Consider the following 16,741-nt stretch of genomic DNA (forward strand, 5'->3'; position numbering starts at 1 on the left):
ATTAGCGAAGCTTGTGAGATTGATAAATGGCATTAGCAAGCATCTTGTTGGTTCCATACCAATAGCCTCTGAACTGCGCATTGTCAGTAAAGCCAATTACCACACCGCGCTCCATTCTATTCGTAGTAACAGCCGTAGATTCAGCCATAAGGGCAACCATAGCTTTGTCACTAAAGCCAGCCATTAGTGGCGCTTCTGTATAACGCGCTGGTGTGACAAACGGAGACTCATCTCCTTTCACAATCAGATTACTGGTTTTAAACATAGGCAAGGTGTCATTCTCGTAACCGAAAAATAGCGGGTGAGAAGTATCGATAGTTGCTTCATATACGGCACCTGCGACTAGCTTCTTCGCATACAAAGCAGCACCATCACCATAGCTAAGCTCACTTTCATCAAAAGCATTATTGATAGTATCGCGATTTACTATCTCGGCTTTTAACCATTTGTGCTCAGCAAAATAGTTTAGCGCTGATTTCTGGCCAATCACGGTACCACCGGCTTTAACCCAAGACTCAATTTTGCTTCGCTCACCGTCAGAGAAGCCATAACGACCGCTTGGGAAAATAACATGCGTATATTGAATAGTTGGGTCGGTTAATGCAGCTGCAAGGTGTTGTTGCTCCACAATACTAGCAGCTAGCCCCACTTTGGTATCAAAATAATGCCAAATTTCACCGGCTTCATATTCGCTAGTACCTTCGCCGCCCACAATAAGGACTTGAGGTACATTAACCGGTGTCATACTGCGACTACCCATATCGTTGCCGTGCGGGGTTAACCCACTCTTAAAGCTGAAAATAGGCACCTGCAGCTGTGCTTGCGCATTATTTACAATGTCACTTAGATTCGCTGGTTGCGAAAGGCCTTTTGGAATAAGAATACTTCCCGCGGGTAAATCAATAGCCTTACCTTTGTAGTCTAGTGCGGAAAACGCTTTGTTACTGCTGCGCACCTTGACGCCGGCTTCAAGCAAAGTTTGTAGCATGGCAGGCGCATAATAGTGTTGCCATGAAAAGCCGTAGGCATAAGCGTTCTCTTTTACGTCATTTAGAACCGCAGTTTTAACCTTGCCTGACTCTGCTCGTTTCACTTTTCGCGCTTCACCTTTGTCTAACGGCGCGTAGTGTAAATTGAAAGCGAGAGCTAAGTTCCAAGTAGAAACATCATAAAACGTATTGTTTTCAAAAGATGTTTGCGTAGAGAAAATGGATTTGACCAAGCGATATTGCTGCTGGTTAGTCGGCACGTAAATAGCCATGCCAGCGGAATAATCCACGCCGTCCACCGAGCTACTTTCTGAGATAACCTCATATTGGATATGGTGCTGTTCTAAAAGCGCTGTAAATGCCTCTAAGCGCGCGATATCACCCGAAGTACCCACAACATAACCCACGGTGTCATCATCTTTGGCTAGCGCATTGGTACTTTCTACAAACCCAGATTGATAGTCCAAAATAGCGGCTTTGTTGGTTAGCGCCCCTTTGAACGTGCTTAGCGACGTTGTAATTTGATTGGCAATAGTATCTTTGAAAGCAAGGTCGCCGTTTATGGAAGACTGTATATGCCCTCGTGCACTTGCCTGCTCAAACAAAATACCAATGCTGCCATGTAAATCGGGATAGGTTGAGCCTTTCCCCGCATAAAAGTCATCAAAGGCTTCTTCAGTAAAATACAGCTTTCCTTGTTCATCAAACGCGGCTGCATGATAAGTGGCCAGTGCTTCGGTAAGCGTGACATTTTCATCTGGCGTAAGCGGGTTTTTACGCGAACGAACACCCGGTTGGAAGAAGTACGTACTGTCAGTGCCCATTTCATGGAAGTCAGTCAATACATGTGGACGCCATTTGTGAAACTGCTTAATGCGAGCCTGAGACTCTGGATGTGCCAATAGCAACCAGTCGCGATTCAAATCAAACCAATAGTGATTAGTGCGACCTGAAGGCCACCCCTCATCATGCTCTCTGTGATTGCTGTCAGAAACCAACTGCTTACCTTTGTGCATATTTGCCCATTGAGCAAAACGAGAAAGGCCATCGGGGTTGAAAGAAGGGTCAAGCAGTACAATATTGTTGTCCAGAAGCGCGTTAATTTCGTCACCCTCTGCGGCTGCAAGATAGTAGGCTAGGGCAAGGGAAGCGTTCGAGCCAGACGGCTCATTTCCATGAATGCTGTAACCCATGTAGAAAACAAGTGGAGCATCATCACCGACTTTGTCGCCAGATTGCATGGCATCAATATGCTGTTGACGCAAGGTTTCAATGTTATCTCGGTTGGCTGGCGACGTAATAGTAAGTAAAAGAAGCGGTCGGTTTTCGTGTGTACGGCCTGTTTCTTCTATAGTAATACGATCTGATGCATTGGCCAGTAACTTCATGTATTCCACTAATTGGTCGTGGCGAACATGCCACTCACCAATGTTTGCACCCAATACAGATTCAGGGGTCGGAATAGCAGGGTTATACGTAACAGTGCTAGGTAGGAAGTCGTGAACTGACTTTCCTCCTTTGTCCGGTGTAATGACAACAGGTGCCGCATTGACAGTTTGTACCGTTGCCGCGCCTAGTGACATCGCGCCAAAAGTAAGTGCTGTTGCCAATGCTAAATGGTTTTTTCTGGCAGATTTGTGCAAATTCGTTAGCATCGCGTTTCCCGTCTTGTTGTTATGGTTGAGGTAGTGTTGAGATAAACAACCGCCTCAACAAATTCGATTTAGTGAAATAATTTATTTCATTAATACTTGACTGTTTTAGTCAGGTAAATTTGTTACAATGACTAAAATTTCAAAATAAGTAGGACTTGTTGATGATTACTATATCAGAAGAAGCTCAGGCTCACTTCGTAAAACTGTTGAGTAAACAAGAGTCTGGCACGAATATTCGTGTATTCGTCGTAAACCCAGGCACGTCGTCGGCAGAGTGTGGCGTGTCCTATTGTCCACCGGATGCTGTTGAAGCAACTGACACGCGTTTGCCATTCAATGGTTTCGATGCAGTGGTTGATGAAGAAAGTGCACCGTTTCTTGAAGAGGCGGAAATTGATTATGTCACTGACCAAATGGGCTCGCAGCTAACACTTAAAGCGCCTAATGCAAAAGCGCGTAAAGTATCGGACGATGCACCACTGGTTGAACGTATCAACTACATGATCGAATCAGAAATTAACCCTCAACTTGCTAGCCACGGTGGTAAAGTGATGTTGGTGGAAGTCACCGAAGACGGTTACGCCATTTTACAATTCGGTGGTGGTTGTAACGGCTGCTCAATGGTAGACGTAACACTTAAAGATGGCATTGAAAAACAAATGCTTGAGCAGTTTGCGGGTGAACTGAACGGTGTACGTGATGCCACAGAGCACGAAGCGGGCGAACACTCGTATTATTAAGTATTTTGCTAAGTACTACTGAGTAACAACCAGTATGCTATCCCAAGACATACACAAAAGCTGGCAACGATTTAAAGTCGGTTTGGCTATTTTCGTTGCTGGTGTTGTGTTGTTGTTTTTGTTAAGCCATGTACACATTGTGTTTTATTACCTTTCAGTAGGCATATTGTTGATTGGCTTTGGCTATGCCATGCTGGGCTACGCGGGAATATTCCTGCAACGTTTTGCCTTTATTAAAGACAAAAAGCCACCGCCAAAATTTTAATACGCTTTTATCCATCGAAGCCTTTTTTTACTCCCTCACTTTCTATCCCTTTCTTTTGACCACGTACTTTTTTAAATTTCATCATACCAATCCGCATAGATAATTGCCCACTCAGAAGGCGCTGGCAAGTTTCCTAGCGAAGCGTGGGAATGCAGGAATGGCTGTCCCCTTTCAAATTCCCAGAATGAAGCTAGGAAGCTTGCCAGACCTTCCCGAAGGGCGAGTTTAAAATGTCCGTACTCTTTGTTGTGTCACCTTGATGTAAAACCACTATACCTGCGGTAACACGCCGCGATTACGAACATTTTAACTCTCGCTGAGTGGGTAGTTATCTGTGCGGACTGGTATCGAACACTACCGCCCATGCTGAGTTTGTTATATTGCGCTTGCAAACACACTTGTCTCGCTGCACAGTATTTCTTTTGCGCAATCGGCTAAAGCTGTTATGAAAAAACTGGGACTTATAGGCGGTATGAGTTGGGAATCGACCGTGAGTTACTACCAAGCTATCAACCGTGGCATCAATACACAATTAGGTGGATTGCACAGTGCCAAACTCTTACTTAGCAGTGTGGATTTTGCGGAAATTGCACACCTTCAACATCAAGATGAATGGCCCGCGCTGGCGAATGTTCTCAGTAAAGAAGCTATAAACTTACAAACCGCAGGCGCAGATGCCATTTTAATTTGTACTAACACTATGCACAAAGTGGCAGATGAAGTGGAAGCCAGCATTACCATTCCACTTATTCATATTGCCGATGCCACTGGTCAGTTATTAAAGCAGCAAGGCGTGAAAACCATAGGACTACTTGGTACACGCTTCACAATGGAGCAAGCATTTTATAAAAGCCGCCTCAAAGAGAAATTCGATATTGACGTGGTTGTGCCAAATGCATCACAAAGAGACCTTGTGCATAAAATTATTTATGAGCAATTATGCAAGGGGGTGATTTGTAATGCATCGCGCGAAGCGTATATTGAAATTATCGATATGCTTGCTGAAAAAGGTGCTGAAGGGGTAATTTTGGGTTGCACAGAAATTGCCTTACTTATACAACAAGCACACACGTCAGTGCGTTTATATGATACCACCGCTATTCATGCACAAACTGCTATTGAGTTTGCATTAAGCAATTAGCACGTAAATTTAGCTGCTCTACATTTGCAGTATTATTTTAGATAAGGACACAACTATGTTTAGTCATATAATGATTGGTGCCAACGACCTTGAAGCTTCAAAGGCATTTTACGACGCGACGCTTGCCGTATTGGGTTATGACGCGGGTGTTTATGACGATTATGGACGGGTATTTTATTATACGCCTAAAGGTATACTTGCGTTAACGAAGCCAATTAATGGTGAAGCTGCAACTCACGGTAATGGCTCTACTATCGGTTTGGCAGCACGTACGCCTGAAGTGGTAGACGAATGGCATAAAGTGGGTAGTGAACATGGTGGCGTTCCTTGTGAAGATCCACCGGGAATACGTGGAAATGCAGAGCGTCAATTGTACTTAGCGTATCTTCGCGACCCTTCAGGCAACAAACTTTGTGCAACGCATATTGTAAGAAAGTAAGCCTAGAAGTCACCTTTGATAACGCGAAGCATATTCTTTCGCTTCGCGTAAATGGTTTTAAATCATGACACCTGAACAAACGGGTAAAGCCTACGACAGTATTACAGGGCTGTGGACACGCCCCGAATTCAATAGCGAAAATGGTACAAGTAGCTATCGCCATGCATTGGCGTTTCTTCCTTCCCACCTACTAAACGGGACGCATTTCGCATTAGATATAGGGTGCGGATGTACTAACCGTTTTGTACCAATTATTGAAGATAAAAAGCTTGTTTATGAAGGCGTCGACATATCTAACAACATGCTAGACATTGCGCGTAAATCGCTGCCTGAGCACACCTTTTACTACCATGACATTTGTAGTTTCAACTTTCCTAAACAGTATGCTTTTATTTCGGCGTGGGACAGTTTGTGGCACGTACCACTGCATCAGCAGGAAGCGCTATTGGTAACGCTTTGCCACCAGTTAGAAGCAGGGGGTGTGTTGATGTTCTCTTGTGGAGGTGTCGATGAAGCTGGCTGTCATACCAATCAAGCAATGGGCCCAGAGGTATACTATGCGTCATTGGGAATTAATGGTTATGTGTCACTATTAGTAGATGCAGGCATGTTCATTCGTCATATTAACTACGACCAGTACCCTGAACAACATACTGTCATCATTGCTCAAAAGCCATGTCTGAACACTTCACCTTAACGCCTTCATAATGCTTCCACCCACACAACCTTTCGCATAGCTTCTAAACCGTGATGACAACATGGGTTTGGATTTGGGTTTGGGTTTCGGCCTATTGCTCGCTTAGCGCACCTTGTTTATCTAAGCTGTAAAAGCACCACGCTAAAGTAATACCTCGCGCAAGGAGAAAGGCAAGCAATGCAAACCACAAACTTCTGTTCCCGCTACTTTGGGTAAAAAACCACATGGGGAAGAACACGCCCAGTGCACTAATTATCATAGTATTACGCATGGCACTTGCGCGCGTTAGTCCTACAAAAACACCATCGTAAAGAAAACACCAATGAGCTAGTAAGGGTAATAGCACCATTAACGGCAAGTAAGGTGAGGCAGCATCGACAATGGACGTATGCTCTGTGAGCTGCATTACAATAGTGCTGCCCGAAAAATAGAAAAGTGCACTGTAGCCAAGAGCAAATAACGACGACCATAATAAACCTTGGTATGTGCGCCGCTTAATTTCGCTGTCGTCTCTTGCGCCTTTTGCTTCTCCTACTAAGGCTTCAACACCGTATGCGATACCATCTAATCCTAAGGCGATTAACACAAAAAACTGCATCAAAATGGCATTAACAGCTGCTGGCGTTTCGCCATACCTTGCCCCTTGAATGGTGAGAAACGCTAAACACCCTTGCAGCGCCAGATTGCGCAGCAGCATGTCACTATTGAGCTTCATAAGCACTTTACGTGCAGCGCGGTCAAACCAGCTTCGGCAAACACGAACACCACCCGCAAGCTTAATTGACACCATTAACGCCATGGCTGCCATGCTGTATTCCGCTATAATACTGGCAAGTGCCACACCAGCAACCGAGAACTCGAAGTGAAAGACAAACAAAATATCCAGCGCTGCATTAAGCAAATTGCCGATAATTTGTATCACCATAACGGCGCGGGTTTTCTGTTGACCTACCAACCATCCCACCAACGCTAGATTAAGCATAGCTGCTGGCGCTCCCCAAACACGCACGTCAAAATAGGCTTTTAAGTATTCAGCGACGTGAGTGTTAGGCTGAGTAAGTGCAATGCCCATTTTAACAATGGGCACTTGAAGCAATACAATAAGCACACCCAAGACCATTGCCACACCAATGGTTTGCCAGAGTACTTTTGCAGATTCGTACACCCGATTTTCATGGCCTTTTGCCTGCGCACTTAACCCTGTAGAAGACATTCGCAAGAAACCGCAAACCCAGTATATTTGGGTAAGGATCAGCGCACCTACTGAAGCCCCGGCTAGCATCGCAGGTAATGACATATGCCCGAGTACTGCCGTATCTACCAATCCAAGTAGTGGCGTGGTGACATTCGCTAAAATCATCGGCAGCGCTAACGCCAATAGACGTGTATGATCGCTAAAGAAAGAGTGTGGTGAATCTGAACGGCGAGGCATACATTGATCTCTAATCGGTATTTTCAGCTATATAAAAGTGACCTAACAACGGGAGTGTACCATGTTAAAGGACTTTCTTAGACGGGCAAAAAGCCTTGTGGCTAAATGGGCTATTAGCACTACGAGGGTTTCGGGGAATGAATGGGCTTATCTAAACACATTTAAGTCAACCTTTGCGTTAACATTGCTTGGTCTTTCAACTGTCCCCCCTGCATGGTCACACTCAAATGAGGGTCACTCTTCCACTGTGCCAAACGCAGCTATATTGCTTTATCATCATGTATCAACAAAAACGCCACCCAGTACAAGTATTTCCCCTGACGATTTTTTAGCGCATATGCAATACCTAAAAGCGCATCATACTGTGGTGCCACTTCAAGATGTGGTTAACGCGCTTAAAGCAGGATCGCCGCTTCCCGACAAAGCCGTTGCAATTACTTTTGACGACGGTTATGCCAATATTTTGGACAATGCCCATCCTATTCTGACTGACATGGGGTTTAGCTATACTATTTTTATCAATCCAAATGAAATTGGCGTTGGTCCTAAGCAGCTAACCTGGGAGCAAGTCATTGCCATGCAAAGCGAAGGCGTGACATTTGCAAACCATACGCTAGACCATTTGCATATGTTAAACGGTGAGAGTACGCAAAATGAAACAACATGGCTTAAACAAGTGTGGGATAACGTACTAGCAGCTGAGCAGAATATTAAAGAAAAGTTGGACGTTGAGTTACGCTATCTAGCATACCCCTTCGGTGAATATAATGTGGCGTTAACCGCACAACTGAAAGAGGCTGGCTATATAGGTTTTGGTCAGCACTCTGGCGCGGTAGGCCCATTGAGCAATCTTCAAGCACTCCCGCGTTTTCCGGCTGCAGGCCCATATGCAAATTTAGCTACACTTAAAAATAAGCTGAATAGTTTGGCTATGCCGGTTGTCGAGACATCTTTGCCCGAGCCTCGTCAGCGTAGTAGAACGTTAGTTAACCCCGTACGGCTAACGGTTGAAAGTGACGACATGCGACTATCGCAAGTGAATTGCTTTTACAGTGGAAAACCTATTCCCACGTCAGTGGATGAAAACACCTTTGCTTTTACGCTAGATAGCGCATTACCTGTGGGTCGTTCTAGAGTAAATTGTACTGCACCTTCAATTAGTCAAGCTGGGCGATACTATTGGTATTCCGTGCCATTTTTTGTGGCAGACGAACAAGGTAATTACCCAGACTAAACCTGTAGAGCTTTGCTCTAATGCAAAGCTCTACAACCATAGATAAACAAAAATTACACGTCGCGCGAAAAACGTATAAAGCCTTTATTGATGGACGCTTCACTAAACCCAAGTTTTTGATAAAAACGAATAGCCGGAATATTGGCTACTTCAACGTCTAGTACCATTTTTTGTTTATTTAGTTTTTCTGCGCGCTTTTGCATGGTATCAACTAAAGCTGATCCCACACCTTGGCGTTTTGCATGCTCTGCAACAGAAAGGTGTCCAATCATAAGCTCAGTATTTTTCGGTGGTGATAAGTTAACCGCGACAGTTTGATTGCGCACCAGTACTGTCATCGCTTCATCAAGGGTAAAATAAGAGGTCATACTGTCGAGTGTGGCACGGTCGAAAGCCGCTCCGAGCTTGCTATGCCAAGAAGTAACCACACCACAAATACCTTTGGCACTTTCTGCCACCCAGTGATTCTTAAACCCGTACTGCCCAACACCAAGCTGCCATGCATGGGTAAGATAACCCAGTGCAGTCTTTTGTGGGTTATGTTCAAAAATAGAAGTAATCAATGACTCTGCGGCACTTAAAATAAGCGGAGTCGCCTGCGCAGCATCAGAGGCTGCACCTAGCCTAATTTTGATATCCATATTACTGCTTTGTGATTATAACTGGCATATCTTCCAGTATTTGCTGAGAATCACTTATCGATAGCTTTCCAGGCTCTCTTTTTGGTTTAAATCTCCCTATCACCCTAGCTTGAGGGTCGACAAGCACAACAGACGCACTATGGTCTACTAAGTAATTGGGGTTGTCGGTGCTTTCAGCCATTGCGTACATCATGCCCAAATTGCGAACAAAGGGAAATAAGGCTGCGTGCTCGCCGGTAACCGCCACAAACTCGCTATTAAAATAGCTCACATATTCAGAAAGTCTATCTATTGTGTCTCGTTTAGGATCAACCGACACAAAAATGACACGAATGGGGTTAGAACTCTCTATCGCTTGTAACTCTGGATAAATTTCATTGAGTTGGGCCATGGTTGTTGGACAAATATCAGGGCAAAAGGTGTAACCGACAAACAGGAGGCTCCACTGGCCTAAAAGTGATGCTTCAGTAAAGGTATTTTGCTCGTCATCCGTCAAAGAGAATGGGGCGATTACTCTTGGTTCAGGGTAGGACTGAAAGTACTTAGGTATAGCCTCACTGTGAGAGCCTGGGGGCGCGATATAAAGCGCCCCAACAATGCCGGCGACCAGTGCAACAGCAGCTATAACACCAACTAAAATCTTTTGATTCATAAACTTAAAGGTATGTAGTGGTCTAAAAGTAATACCACAAACAATAACATGAGATGAATAATTGAGAACCTAAAAGTTTTCATAGCAGTTTGCGCTTGCGCTGCAAACTTTAGCTTCACCGCGTAGTAAAGGAAGCCAAGATTAAGCACACTAGAGCCGATCAGGTAAATGAGATCGCTCATACCAATCAAATAAGGCATTAAGCAAACAAGACCCAATAAAACGGTATATAAGAGCACTGACGTTTTGGTAAATGACACACCATGGGTCACCGGCAACATCGGCACTTTCGCTTTTGCGTAGTCTTTTTCACGGTGAATAGCTAACGCCCAAAAATGTGGTGGTGTCCACGTGAATACAATTAATACCAACAGCAAAGCATGCGCGTGCACTTCACCTGTAACCGCGGTCCAACCCAACAACGGCGGAGCAGCACCTGCAAGACCTCCAATCACAATGTTCTGAGGGGTGGCGCGCTTCAAGTACATGGTATAAACAAACGCGTAACCAACAAGGCTCGCCAAGGTTAACCACGCGGTTAACATATTGACAAATACTGCAAGTAGCGCAAACCCCAAAGTGCCTAGCACCAAAGCAAACCACAGGGCATTTCCTACACTCACTTTCCCCTTTGCAACAGGGCGATTGAAGGTACGCGCCATCATGCTATCAATTTTGTGGTCCACCACGTGGTTGATAACCGCCGCAGATGCCGACAACATACCAATACCTGCAAGCCCGCTTATCAACGTGACAGCATCCACCCAACCAGGCGTAGCCAAACACATACCCACAAGTGCAGTGAGCAGTAACAACATAACCACATTAGGCTTTGTCATCTCATAATAATCACGCCAAGACACCGTTTTGTGTTGTTTGGTAACACTCGCTTGAAAAGAAACAGATTTAGCCATGGAAGCCTCCAGGAACTTTCGTTAAAGCATGCTCAGAAAAATTAGCTGTTGTTGATACAGATGACATTGCAGCGGCGGGGGCTGATGATGCTCTGCCGAATTCGGTTCGATGGTTTACTTCTCTGTTTTGTACTAGCTCGGACGCTGACAAGCGGTGCCATAGAGAAAAAACAAGAAACAGTAAAGAAAGAAGTAACACAGCGGCAACGGCATTGTGCATAACCGCAACCGCGAGAGGTAGCATAAATACGATATTGCTAACGCCAAGTGAAACTTGAACACACAAGGTCACCAGCATAAACCAGCCAATGCGCTTTTGCTCGTTTGTTACTGTTTTCGCTCTTAACACACTGACACCTAACGCGAGTAGGTAAACAAACGTCACGAGCGCTCCCATTCTATGCACAATGTGCATTGTCATACGCTCATCATAATCATGTGCACCAAATTCATAGTTATCAGCCTCAGGAACACTGTAAGCCCCTGCAAAATCCAGTTTCTGTTGCCACCCTTCTTCACAAATTGGCATATCAGTACAGGCAAGTGCAGCGTAATTAGCCGACGTCCACCCACCTAATGCAATTTGAACAACAAGCACCAAAACACCTAACGTTGCAAAACGAAACAATGTACGTTGGGTGCTGCCTTCCTCTGCAGTGAGTTTCTCTGTTGAAGGCACGTTTAACGGTGCAGTGGATAAAGGAACTGTAGACGAAATAACTTGCGCCTGTTCGCGGTTGCGCAGCCGTAAGTACAAAATAAACAAACAACTCAGTACGCTAAAGCCTCCTAGTAAGTGACCCATCACTACAACGGGTAACAAATTCAGAGTCACCGTCCACATCCCTAGCGCAGCTTGAAATGTAATTAACCCCAGAAGCAAAATGGGAAGCTTAAGAGGAAGTCCTTCGTGTCGCTTTTTTATTGCAATGACAGCAATTGCCAAAACACAAAGGCCTAAGGTGCCAGCGAAATAACGATGAATCATTTCATTCCACGCCTTTGCCGCTTCAACTGGTCGCTCGGGATATGCAGCGTTTGCCTTCGCGACTTTATCTTCACTTAGTGGCACCGTTAAATGCCCATAACAGCCAGGCCAATCAGGGCATCCCAAACCCGCATCAGTTAATCTAGTGTAGGCGCCTAAAATGATCACGACCGCGGCAAGAAAGAGACTAAATAGCGTTAACTTTTTCATCATACTCATCCTATACGAGACAGTTTTAGAAGCTTTCGCATGTCTGCGAGCATGTCTCGGCTCCCCATCACCGCCTCTTTTCTGTCGCTGTTAATCTGATAAAACAGCATGGCATTATTCTGTGTATCTACAATGTAGACGCTGTTGTCTTCAAGACCAGAAAGCGCTTTGGCTTCAAGGGTTGCAACATTGGGATAGTCAGACAAAGCAGAAAGCGCATTTTTGTCACTCGTTTCATGGGTAAGAACCAACGCCTCAGCGCGGTCTGACTCTTTACCTAATGCCAACCACACTTGATTTATACTGAAAAGCGCATTTTCACACACAGCATCACACTGGCTAGGAAGCACGTAAACCAACCGCCATTTAGGATCAACTTGGTTTAGCGCTGATGTCATATCAATGGTTGGTGATAGCAATTGCCCTTTATTTGTTGCTGCCTTAGTGAACCAATCATTTTCTAATGCCAATTTGGCCAAAATCACTGGCACAACAAATACTGCCACCATTAGCAGCAGTGTTTTCTTTGATGCGGTAGGATTTTGTGATGCAGTATTACTCATATCTACGTCCTTTCTTACTGATAGCAAACCCACCTATAGCGGCTGCTGCAATGGCTAAGCCAAACCACTGCAATGCATAACCAAGGTGCTTTTGTGGTGACATCACCACAGGCTGATAAACACGCACGAAGGCTGGGTCTTCTGAGGTTAATTGAATGACAAAGGGTAATAGTTGACGCTCTAAGCCTTCGCTAATTGCATCAATATCAAGCTTTTGAACTAAAGCGGGAAAAACCGATAAACGTGTATTAGTTTCTTTCACAAGCGGATTATCGCTCGGGAAAGTAATGACACCTGAAAATGTAAAGAGGCCAGTATCAATGTTTATAGAGGGCAAACTACGCAACATGTCAGGGGCAGGAACCCAACCGTAGTTTACTAATAACCAGCCCATGTTGGTATTTACAGGTATGACGACATCAAACCCCACTTGTTGCTGGTGAATTTGATTGTCGAGATAGAGAACGCGAGAAGCATCAGGAGTGCCTACAAAAGTGACGTCGATATCTCTGGGATCGTCTTGTGCTAAAGCCTGCTCTAAAACCAAGCTACCATTACTTTGCTTTTGCGCTATGCTAGCTAAACGGTGTTGCTTTTGTATCATTCGTTCAATCTGCCAATACCCCAAGCCGCACATAATGACTACACTAATTGATGTCATTATCCAGGCGATAAGTGAACTTGAACGTCTAGACATGATCAGCGAACTCTGCAAAAACCAATAACAAAAACAGAGGTAGTAAAAATGATAAAAATAATCCTTGTTGCTTTAGTCATATACATGATTGTTAACTTGTTTATGGCAATGCGAGTGATGATGAAGAACGACCCTAAAAACGGACCTATGAGTAAATACATCGGGCGTAGAGTGCTAACTTCAGCAGTCATTGTGGTTATTATTCTTATTGCCATTGGCACCGGTTTAATTACACCAAACCCCAGACCTTACTGAGGTTTGGTGCATACACAACTAAAGTACGTAAACGAAGATATATAGCATTACCCAGACAACATCGACAAAGTGCCAATACCAACTACCTGCTTGGAACGCGAAGTGGTTTTCTGGTGTAAAGTGCCCTTTCAACACCCTAAAGAACAATACAATCAGAATAATGGTGCCCAATGTCACATGCATGCCGTGGAAACCGGTCAGCATAAAGAATGTGTTGCCGTAAATTCCAGATTGCAGGGTTAGACCAAGCTCTTGATAGGCGTGGATATATTCTTCAACCTGTAGGAATAAAAAGCCACAACCCAATAAAATGGTTAGCCCCAACATTAATGTAAGCTGCTTGCGCTTATTTTGTTCTAAGCCCACATGTGCAAAATGGAGCGTTACCGATGAAATCAATAATATGATGGTATTGATTGTAGGTAAGCCTGCTGCACTCATTTGCTGGGTCGTTGTGCCACCGGGCGTGTTAGTCAACGGCCACATTGCTTCGAAAGCAGGCCATAATACTTCATTGGTCATGGCATTATTCGATGCACCACCTAGCCATGGCACCGCAATAAATCGGGCATAGTAAAGGGCACCAAAAAACGCCGCAAAAAACATGACTTCAGAGAAAATGAACCAACTCATTCCCTGGCGATATGAGCGGCCTAATTGGTCGCTATAAAGCCCTGACATCGACTCATCAATTTGGTTTTTAAACCATCCAACCAGCATAACTAATAAGACAGCAATGCCGCCAAACAAAATATGTTTACCGTATCCGGTTTCACCTTTCGTGGCTTCAATGACAAAATTGCCTGCTCCAACAGCGATTAAGAACAGTGCGACCGCACCAACAATAGGCCATGGGCTTTGTGCGGGTACGTAGTATTTTTGATATTCTTGTTGCATTTTGTTCTCCTTACCCCTTTACCAGTTACTTCCCGCTTTCGGCGCTATTAACCATAAAAGGATTCGGTTTTGTCGTTAGATCACTTGCTCGCGCAGTGACGTCATAGAGTGTGTACTGCAAAGTTAAATACGTTATTTCTTGAGGAATTTGAGGGTCGACATAAAACTGCATGGGCATGTACGCCTCACTTCCTGCGTCAAGTGGTTGCTGGTTAAAGCAAAAGCACTCTGTTTTGTTGAGATACAGCGCTGCGGTGCCCGGAGAAACTGACGGTATTGCTTGCGCTACAATATTGCTTGAAGCTGGGTTTCGCACGTAAAACGATACCGTATTCAGCTCACCGGGATGCACTTTCACGCGTTTGGTTTCTGCGCGAAACTCCCATGGCATGCCCGTGTTTGTGCGCGTGATAAACTCGACGGTTACTTCTCTAGACTCATCAATCTCCACAGAGGAGTAAACCGCGGCAGTCTTGTCAGTTTTACCGTTAATTCCCGCTACATCACAAAAAACGTCGTACAAAGGCACAAGGGCAAACCCAAAGCCAAACATGCCAATAACAATAACAATTAGCTTTAGCACCATTTTGTTATTTGCACTTTGTTGCGACATTGTTCAACCTCCTATTAACGCGCTTCAACAGGGAGGCGGTATGCACTGCGTTGTTTAACCGTGCAACCACTGCCCATATGTTGAAATCGCTGTGGCTTATTTCACCACTGGTGGTGTTTCAAACGTGTGATACGGAGCCGGTGAGGGAATTTCCCACTCAAGTCCTTCTGCGCCTTCCCACACCTGAGATGAAACGGGCTCGCCTTGTTTCTTACAGGCTTTGATCAGTAGCGCTAAGAAAATAAGCTGTGACAGTCCAAACGCAAAGCCACCTAAACTGATCCACTTGTTGAAGTCTGCGAACTGCAACGCATAGTCGGGAATACGTCGTGGCATTCCAGCCAAGCCTACAAAGTGCATCGGGAAGAACAATACATTGACAGAGATTAACGAGCACCAGAAATGCCATTTAGCTAATGTTGTGTCGTACATTTTGCCGGTCCACTTAGGCAACCAGTAATACACTGCGGCCATAATGGAGAATACTGCGCCCGTTACCAGCACGTAGTGGAAGTGCGCGACCACAAAGTAGGTATCATGGTATTGGAAGTCCACAGGGGTAATCGCGAGCATTAGCCCAGACAAACCGCCGATGGTGAATAGCACAATAAATGCGATTGCAAACATCATTGGCATTTCAAACGACAATGAACCGCGCCACATGGTGGCAACCCAGTTAAATACTTTTACGCCGGTGGGTACTGAAATAAGCATGGTGGCAAACATGAAGAACATTTCCATGTAAACCGGCATGCCCGTGGTGAACATATGGTGAGCCCAAACCACAAATGACAGTAACGCAATTGAGGCGGTGGCATATACCATAGATGCATAACCAAACAACTTCTTACGTGAGAAAGTAGGCACAATTTGCGAGATGATGCCAAATGCAGGCAAGATCATGATGTACACCTCTGGGTGACCGAAGAACCAGAAAATATGCTGGAACATTACAGGGTCGCCGCCACCAGCAGCATCAAAGAAGCTGGTTCCAAAGAACTTATCCGTCAGTACCATGGTTACCGCACCTGCAAGTACGGGCATTACCGCAATTAACAAGAACGCCGTAATCAACCATGTCCAAACGAATAATGGCATTTTCATCCATGTCATGCCTGGCGCACGCATGTTGAAAATAGTCACAATTACATTTATCGCCCCCATGATGGACGAGATACCCATAATATGAACAGAGAACACAAATAAGGCTGTAGAGTCGCCACTATAAGTAGTAGAAAGTGGCGCATAGAAAGTCCAACCAAACGCTGGACCGCCCCCTTCCATGAACAGTGAGCTTAGTAGGATTAAAAACGCACCAGGCAAAATCCAAAAACTCCAGTTATTCATACGTGGTAGCGCCATATCTGGTGCGCCAATCATCATTGGCACTAACCAGTTTGCAAGCCCTGTAAACGCGGGCATAACGGCACCAAACACCATGATAAGTCCGTGAACGGTGGTCATTTGATTAAAGAAATTAGGGTCGACTATTTGTAGTCCAGGTTGAAATAATTCTGCTCGAATTACCATGGCCATAGCACCGCCAACCAAGAACATAATAAAGGCAAACCACAAATATAGTGTGCCAATATCCTTGTGGTTGGTAGTGAATAACCAGCGGGTTATTCCCTTTGGAATATGGTCGTGATGATCGTGTTCGTCGTGATGCGCCGATGATTCTGGCGAAATGACTTCTGTTGCTTTGCTCATTATTCGCTC

The 16,741-nt window shown here is 44.9% G+C and carries 18 protein-coding genes; 7 read left to right on the forward strand and 11 right to left on the reverse strand.

Annotated features, from left to right (window positions below; translation table 11 throughout):
- Window position 1 precedes the first annotated feature (1 nt).
- On the reverse strand, window positions 2-2,644 hold the full coding sequence (locus tag EYR97_RS17450; RefSeq protein WP_131095044.1) for a M14 family zinc carboxypeptidase: 2,643 nt from the start codon (window positions 2,642-2,644) through the stop codon (window positions 2-4).
- 161 nt (window positions 2,645-2,805) lie between these two features.
- On the opposite strand from EYR97_RS17450, the gene nfuA reads away from it, so the two are divergent.
- The 5 genes from nfuA to EYR97_RS17475 all read left to right on the forward strand — a co-directional run bounded on the left by nfuA (window position 2,806) and on the right by EYR97_RS17475 (window position 5,926).
- Entirely contained in the window at window positions 2,806-3,384 is a 579-nt protein-coding gene (gene nfuA / locus EYR97_RS17455; protein ID WP_131095045.1) for a Fe-S biogenesis protein NfuA, read from the forward strand.
- Between the two features lie 34 nt (window positions 3,385-3,418).
- Window positions 3,419-3,649, forward strand: a complete 231-nt coding sequence (locus EYR97_RS17460; protein WP_131095046.1) for a hypothetical protein — start codon at window positions 3,419-3,421, stop codon at window positions 3,647-3,649.
- Window positions 3,650-4,094: 445 nt separating this feature from the next.
- Entirely contained in the window at window positions 4,095-4,790 is a 696-nt protein-coding gene (locus tag EYR97_RS17465; protein ID WP_131095047.1) for an aspartate/glutamate racemase family protein, read from the forward strand.
- A 55-nt stretch (window positions 4,791-4,845) separates the two neighbouring features.
- On the forward strand, window positions 4,846-5,229 hold the full coding sequence (locus EYR97_RS17470; RefSeq protein ID WP_131095048.1) for a VOC family protein: 384 nt from the start codon (window positions 4,846-4,848) through the stop codon (window positions 5,227-5,229).
- 64 nt (window positions 5,230-5,293) lie between these two features.
- Entirely contained in the window at window positions 5,294-5,926 is a 633-nt protein-coding gene (locus EYR97_RS17475) for a class I SAM-dependent methyltransferase (RefSeq protein WP_131095049.1), read from the forward strand.
- A 91-nt stretch (window positions 5,927-6,017) separates the two neighbouring features.
- Here the strand turns inward: EYR97_RS17475 and EYR97_RS17480 are convergent, their stop codons facing one another.
- Entirely contained in the window at window positions 6,018-7,358 is a 1,341-nt protein-coding gene (locus tag EYR97_RS17480; RefSeq protein WP_242635104.1) for an MATE family efflux transporter, read from the reverse strand.
- 61 nt (window positions 7,359-7,419) lie between these two features.
- On the opposite strand from EYR97_RS17480, the gene EYR97_RS17485 reads away from it, so the two are divergent.
- On the forward strand, window positions 7,420-8,592 hold the full coding sequence (locus EYR97_RS17485) for a polysaccharide deacetylase family protein (RefSeq protein WP_131095050.1): 1,173 nt from the start codon (window positions 7,420-7,422) through the stop codon (window positions 8,590-8,592).
- A gap of 53 nt (window positions 8,593-8,645) precedes the next feature.
- Here EYR97_RS17485 and EYR97_RS17490 read toward each other — a convergent pair whose 3' ends face one another.
- The 6 genes from EYR97_RS17490 to EYR97_RS17515 are packed head-to-tail and all read right to left on the reverse strand — an operon-like array spanning window position 8,646 to window position 13,257.
- A complete protein-coding gene (locus EYR97_RS17490) occupies window positions 8,646-9,233 on the reverse strand; it encodes an N-acetyltransferase (RefSeq protein WP_131095051.1) in 588 nt (195 codons plus the stop codon).
- 1 nt (window position 9,234) lies between these two features.
- Window positions 9,235-9,885, reverse strand: coding sequence for an SCO family protein (locus EYR97_RS17495; RefSeq protein WP_131095052.1), 651 nt, complete (start codon window positions 9,883-9,885; stop codon window positions 9,235-9,237).
- The gene (gene cyoE / locus EYR97_RS17500) at window positions 9,882-10,799 is read right to left on the reverse strand and encodes a heme o synthase (protein ID WP_131095053.1); all 918 of its coding nucleotides are present in this window, start codon (window positions 10,797-10,799) and stop codon (window positions 9,882-9,884) included. The genes EYR97_RS17495 and cyoE overlap by 4 nt, the downstream gene beginning before the upstream one ends.
- Window positions 10,792-11,997 (reverse strand): heme A synthase, encoded by a 1,206-nt coding sequence (locus EYR97_RS17505; RefSeq protein ID WP_131095099.1) that lies wholly within the window; start codon window positions 11,995-11,997, stop codon window positions 10,792-10,794. The genes cyoE and EYR97_RS17505 overlap by 8 nt, the downstream gene beginning before the upstream one ends.
- Window positions 11,998-12,002: 5 nt before the next feature.
- Window positions 12,003-12,560 (reverse strand): hypothetical protein, encoded by a 558-nt coding sequence (locus EYR97_RS17510; RefSeq protein WP_131095054.1) that lies wholly within the window; start codon window positions 12,558-12,560, stop codon window positions 12,003-12,005.
- On the reverse strand, window positions 12,553-13,257 hold the full coding sequence (locus EYR97_RS17515) for an SURF1 family protein (protein WP_131095055.1): 705 nt from the start codon (window positions 13,255-13,257) through the stop codon (window positions 12,553-12,555). The genes EYR97_RS17510 and EYR97_RS17515 overlap by 8 nt, the downstream gene beginning before the upstream one ends.
- Window positions 13,258-13,305: 48 nt before the next feature.
- On the opposite strand from EYR97_RS17515, the gene EYR97_RS17520 reads away from it, so the two are divergent.
- Complete coding sequence (locus EYR97_RS17520) at window positions 13,306-13,512, forward strand: DUF2909 domain-containing protein (protein ID WP_131095056.1); 207 nt, start codon at window positions 13,306-13,308, stop codon at window positions 13,510-13,512.
- An 18-nt stretch (window positions 13,513-13,530) separates the two neighbouring features.
- Here EYR97_RS17520 and EYR97_RS17525 read toward each other — a convergent pair whose 3' ends face one another.
- The 3 genes from EYR97_RS17525 to ctaD form a co-directional block, all read right to left on the reverse strand.
- Window positions 13,531-14,409, reverse strand: coding sequence for a cytochrome c oxidase subunit 3 (locus EYR97_RS17525; RefSeq protein ID WP_131095057.1), 879 nt, complete (start codon window positions 14,407-14,409; stop codon window positions 13,531-13,533).
- Window positions 14,410-14,434: 25 nt separating this feature from the next.
- Window positions 14,435-15,022, reverse strand: a complete 588-nt coding sequence (locus EYR97_RS17530; protein ID WP_131095058.1) for a cytochrome c oxidase assembly protein — start codon at window positions 15,020-15,022, stop codon at window positions 14,435-14,437.
- 96 nt (window positions 15,023-15,118) lie between these two features.
- Window positions 15,119-16,732, reverse strand: a complete 1,614-nt coding sequence (ctaD, locus tag EYR97_RS17535; RefSeq protein WP_131095059.1) for a cytochrome c oxidase subunit I — start codon at window positions 16,730-16,732, stop codon at window positions 15,119-15,121.
- Between the last annotated feature and the right edge of the window lie 9 nt (window positions 16,733-16,741).

Source organism: Alteromonas sp. KUL42 (assembly GCF_006538325.1).
Classification (GTDB): Bacteria; Pseudomonadota; Gammaproteobacteria; order Enterobacterales; family Alteromonadaceae; genus Alteromonas.

Coding starts and splice junctions, on each gene's coding strand:
- EYR97_RS17480 (WP_242635104.1), bottom strand. CDS start 7,358: ATGCCTCGCCGTTCAGATTCACCACACTCTTTCTTTAGCGATCATACA.
- EYR97_RS17485 (WP_131095050.1), top strand. CDS start 7,420: ATGTTAAAGGACTTTCTTAGACGGGCAAAAAGCCTTGTGGCTAAATGG.
- EYR97_RS17515 (WP_131095055.1), bottom strand. CDS start 13,257: ATGTCTAGACGTTCAAGTTCACTTATCGCCTGGATAATGACATCAATT.
- EYR97_RS17530 (WP_131095058.1), bottom strand. CDS start 15,022: ATGTCGCAACAAAGTGCAAATAACAAAATGGTGCTAAAGCTAATTGTT.
- ctaD (WP_131095059.1), bottom strand. CDS start 16,732: ATGAGCAAAGCAACAGAAGTCATTTCGCCAGAATCATCGGCGCATCAC.
- nfuA (WP_131095045.1), top strand. CDS start 2,806: ATGATTACTATATCAGAAGAAGCTCAGGCTCACTTCGTAAAACTGTTG.
- EYR97_RS17470 (WP_131095048.1), top strand. CDS start 4,846: ATGTTTAGTCATATAATGATTGGTGCCAACGACCTTGAAGCTTCAAAG.
- EYR97_RS17525 (WP_131095057.1), bottom strand. CDS start 14,409: ATGCAACAAGAATATCAAAAATACTACGTACCCGCACAAAGCCCATGG.
- EYR97_RS17520 (WP_131095056.1), top strand. CDS start 13,306: ATGATAAAAATAATCCTTGTTGCTTTAGTCATATACATGATTGTTAAC.
- EYR97_RS17460 (WP_131095046.1), top strand. CDS start 3,419: ATGCTATCCCAAGACATACACAAAAGCTGGCAACGATTTAAAGTCGGT.
- EYR97_RS17490 (WP_131095051.1), bottom strand. CDS start 9,233: ATGGATATCAAAATTAGGCTAGGTGCAGCCTCTGATGCTGCGCAGGCG.
- EYR97_RS17510 (WP_131095054.1), bottom strand. CDS start 12,560: ATGAGTAATACTGCATCACAAAATCCTACCGCATCAAAGAAAACACTG.
- EYR97_RS17495 (WP_131095052.1), bottom strand. CDS start 9,885: ATGAATCAAAAGATTTTAGTTGGTGTTATAGCTGCTGTTGCACTGGTC.
- EYR97_RS17450 (WP_131095044.1), bottom strand. CDS start 2,644: ATGCTAACGAATTTGCACAAATCTGCCAGAAAAAACCATTTAGCATTG.
- EYR97_RS17475 (WP_131095049.1), top strand. CDS start 5,294: ATGACACCTGAACAAACGGGTAAAGCCTACGACAGTATTACAGGGCTG.
- EYR97_RS17505 (WP_131095099.1), bottom strand. CDS start 11,997: ATGAAAAAGTTAACGCTATTTAGTCTCTTTCTTGCCGCGGTCGTGATC.
- cyoE (WP_131095053.1), bottom strand. CDS start 10,799: ATGGCTAAATCTGTTTCTTTTCAAGCGAGTGTTACCAAACAACACAAA.
- EYR97_RS17465 (WP_131095047.1), top strand. CDS start 4,095: ATGAAAAAACTGGGACTTATAGGCGGTATGAGTTGGGAATCGACCGTG.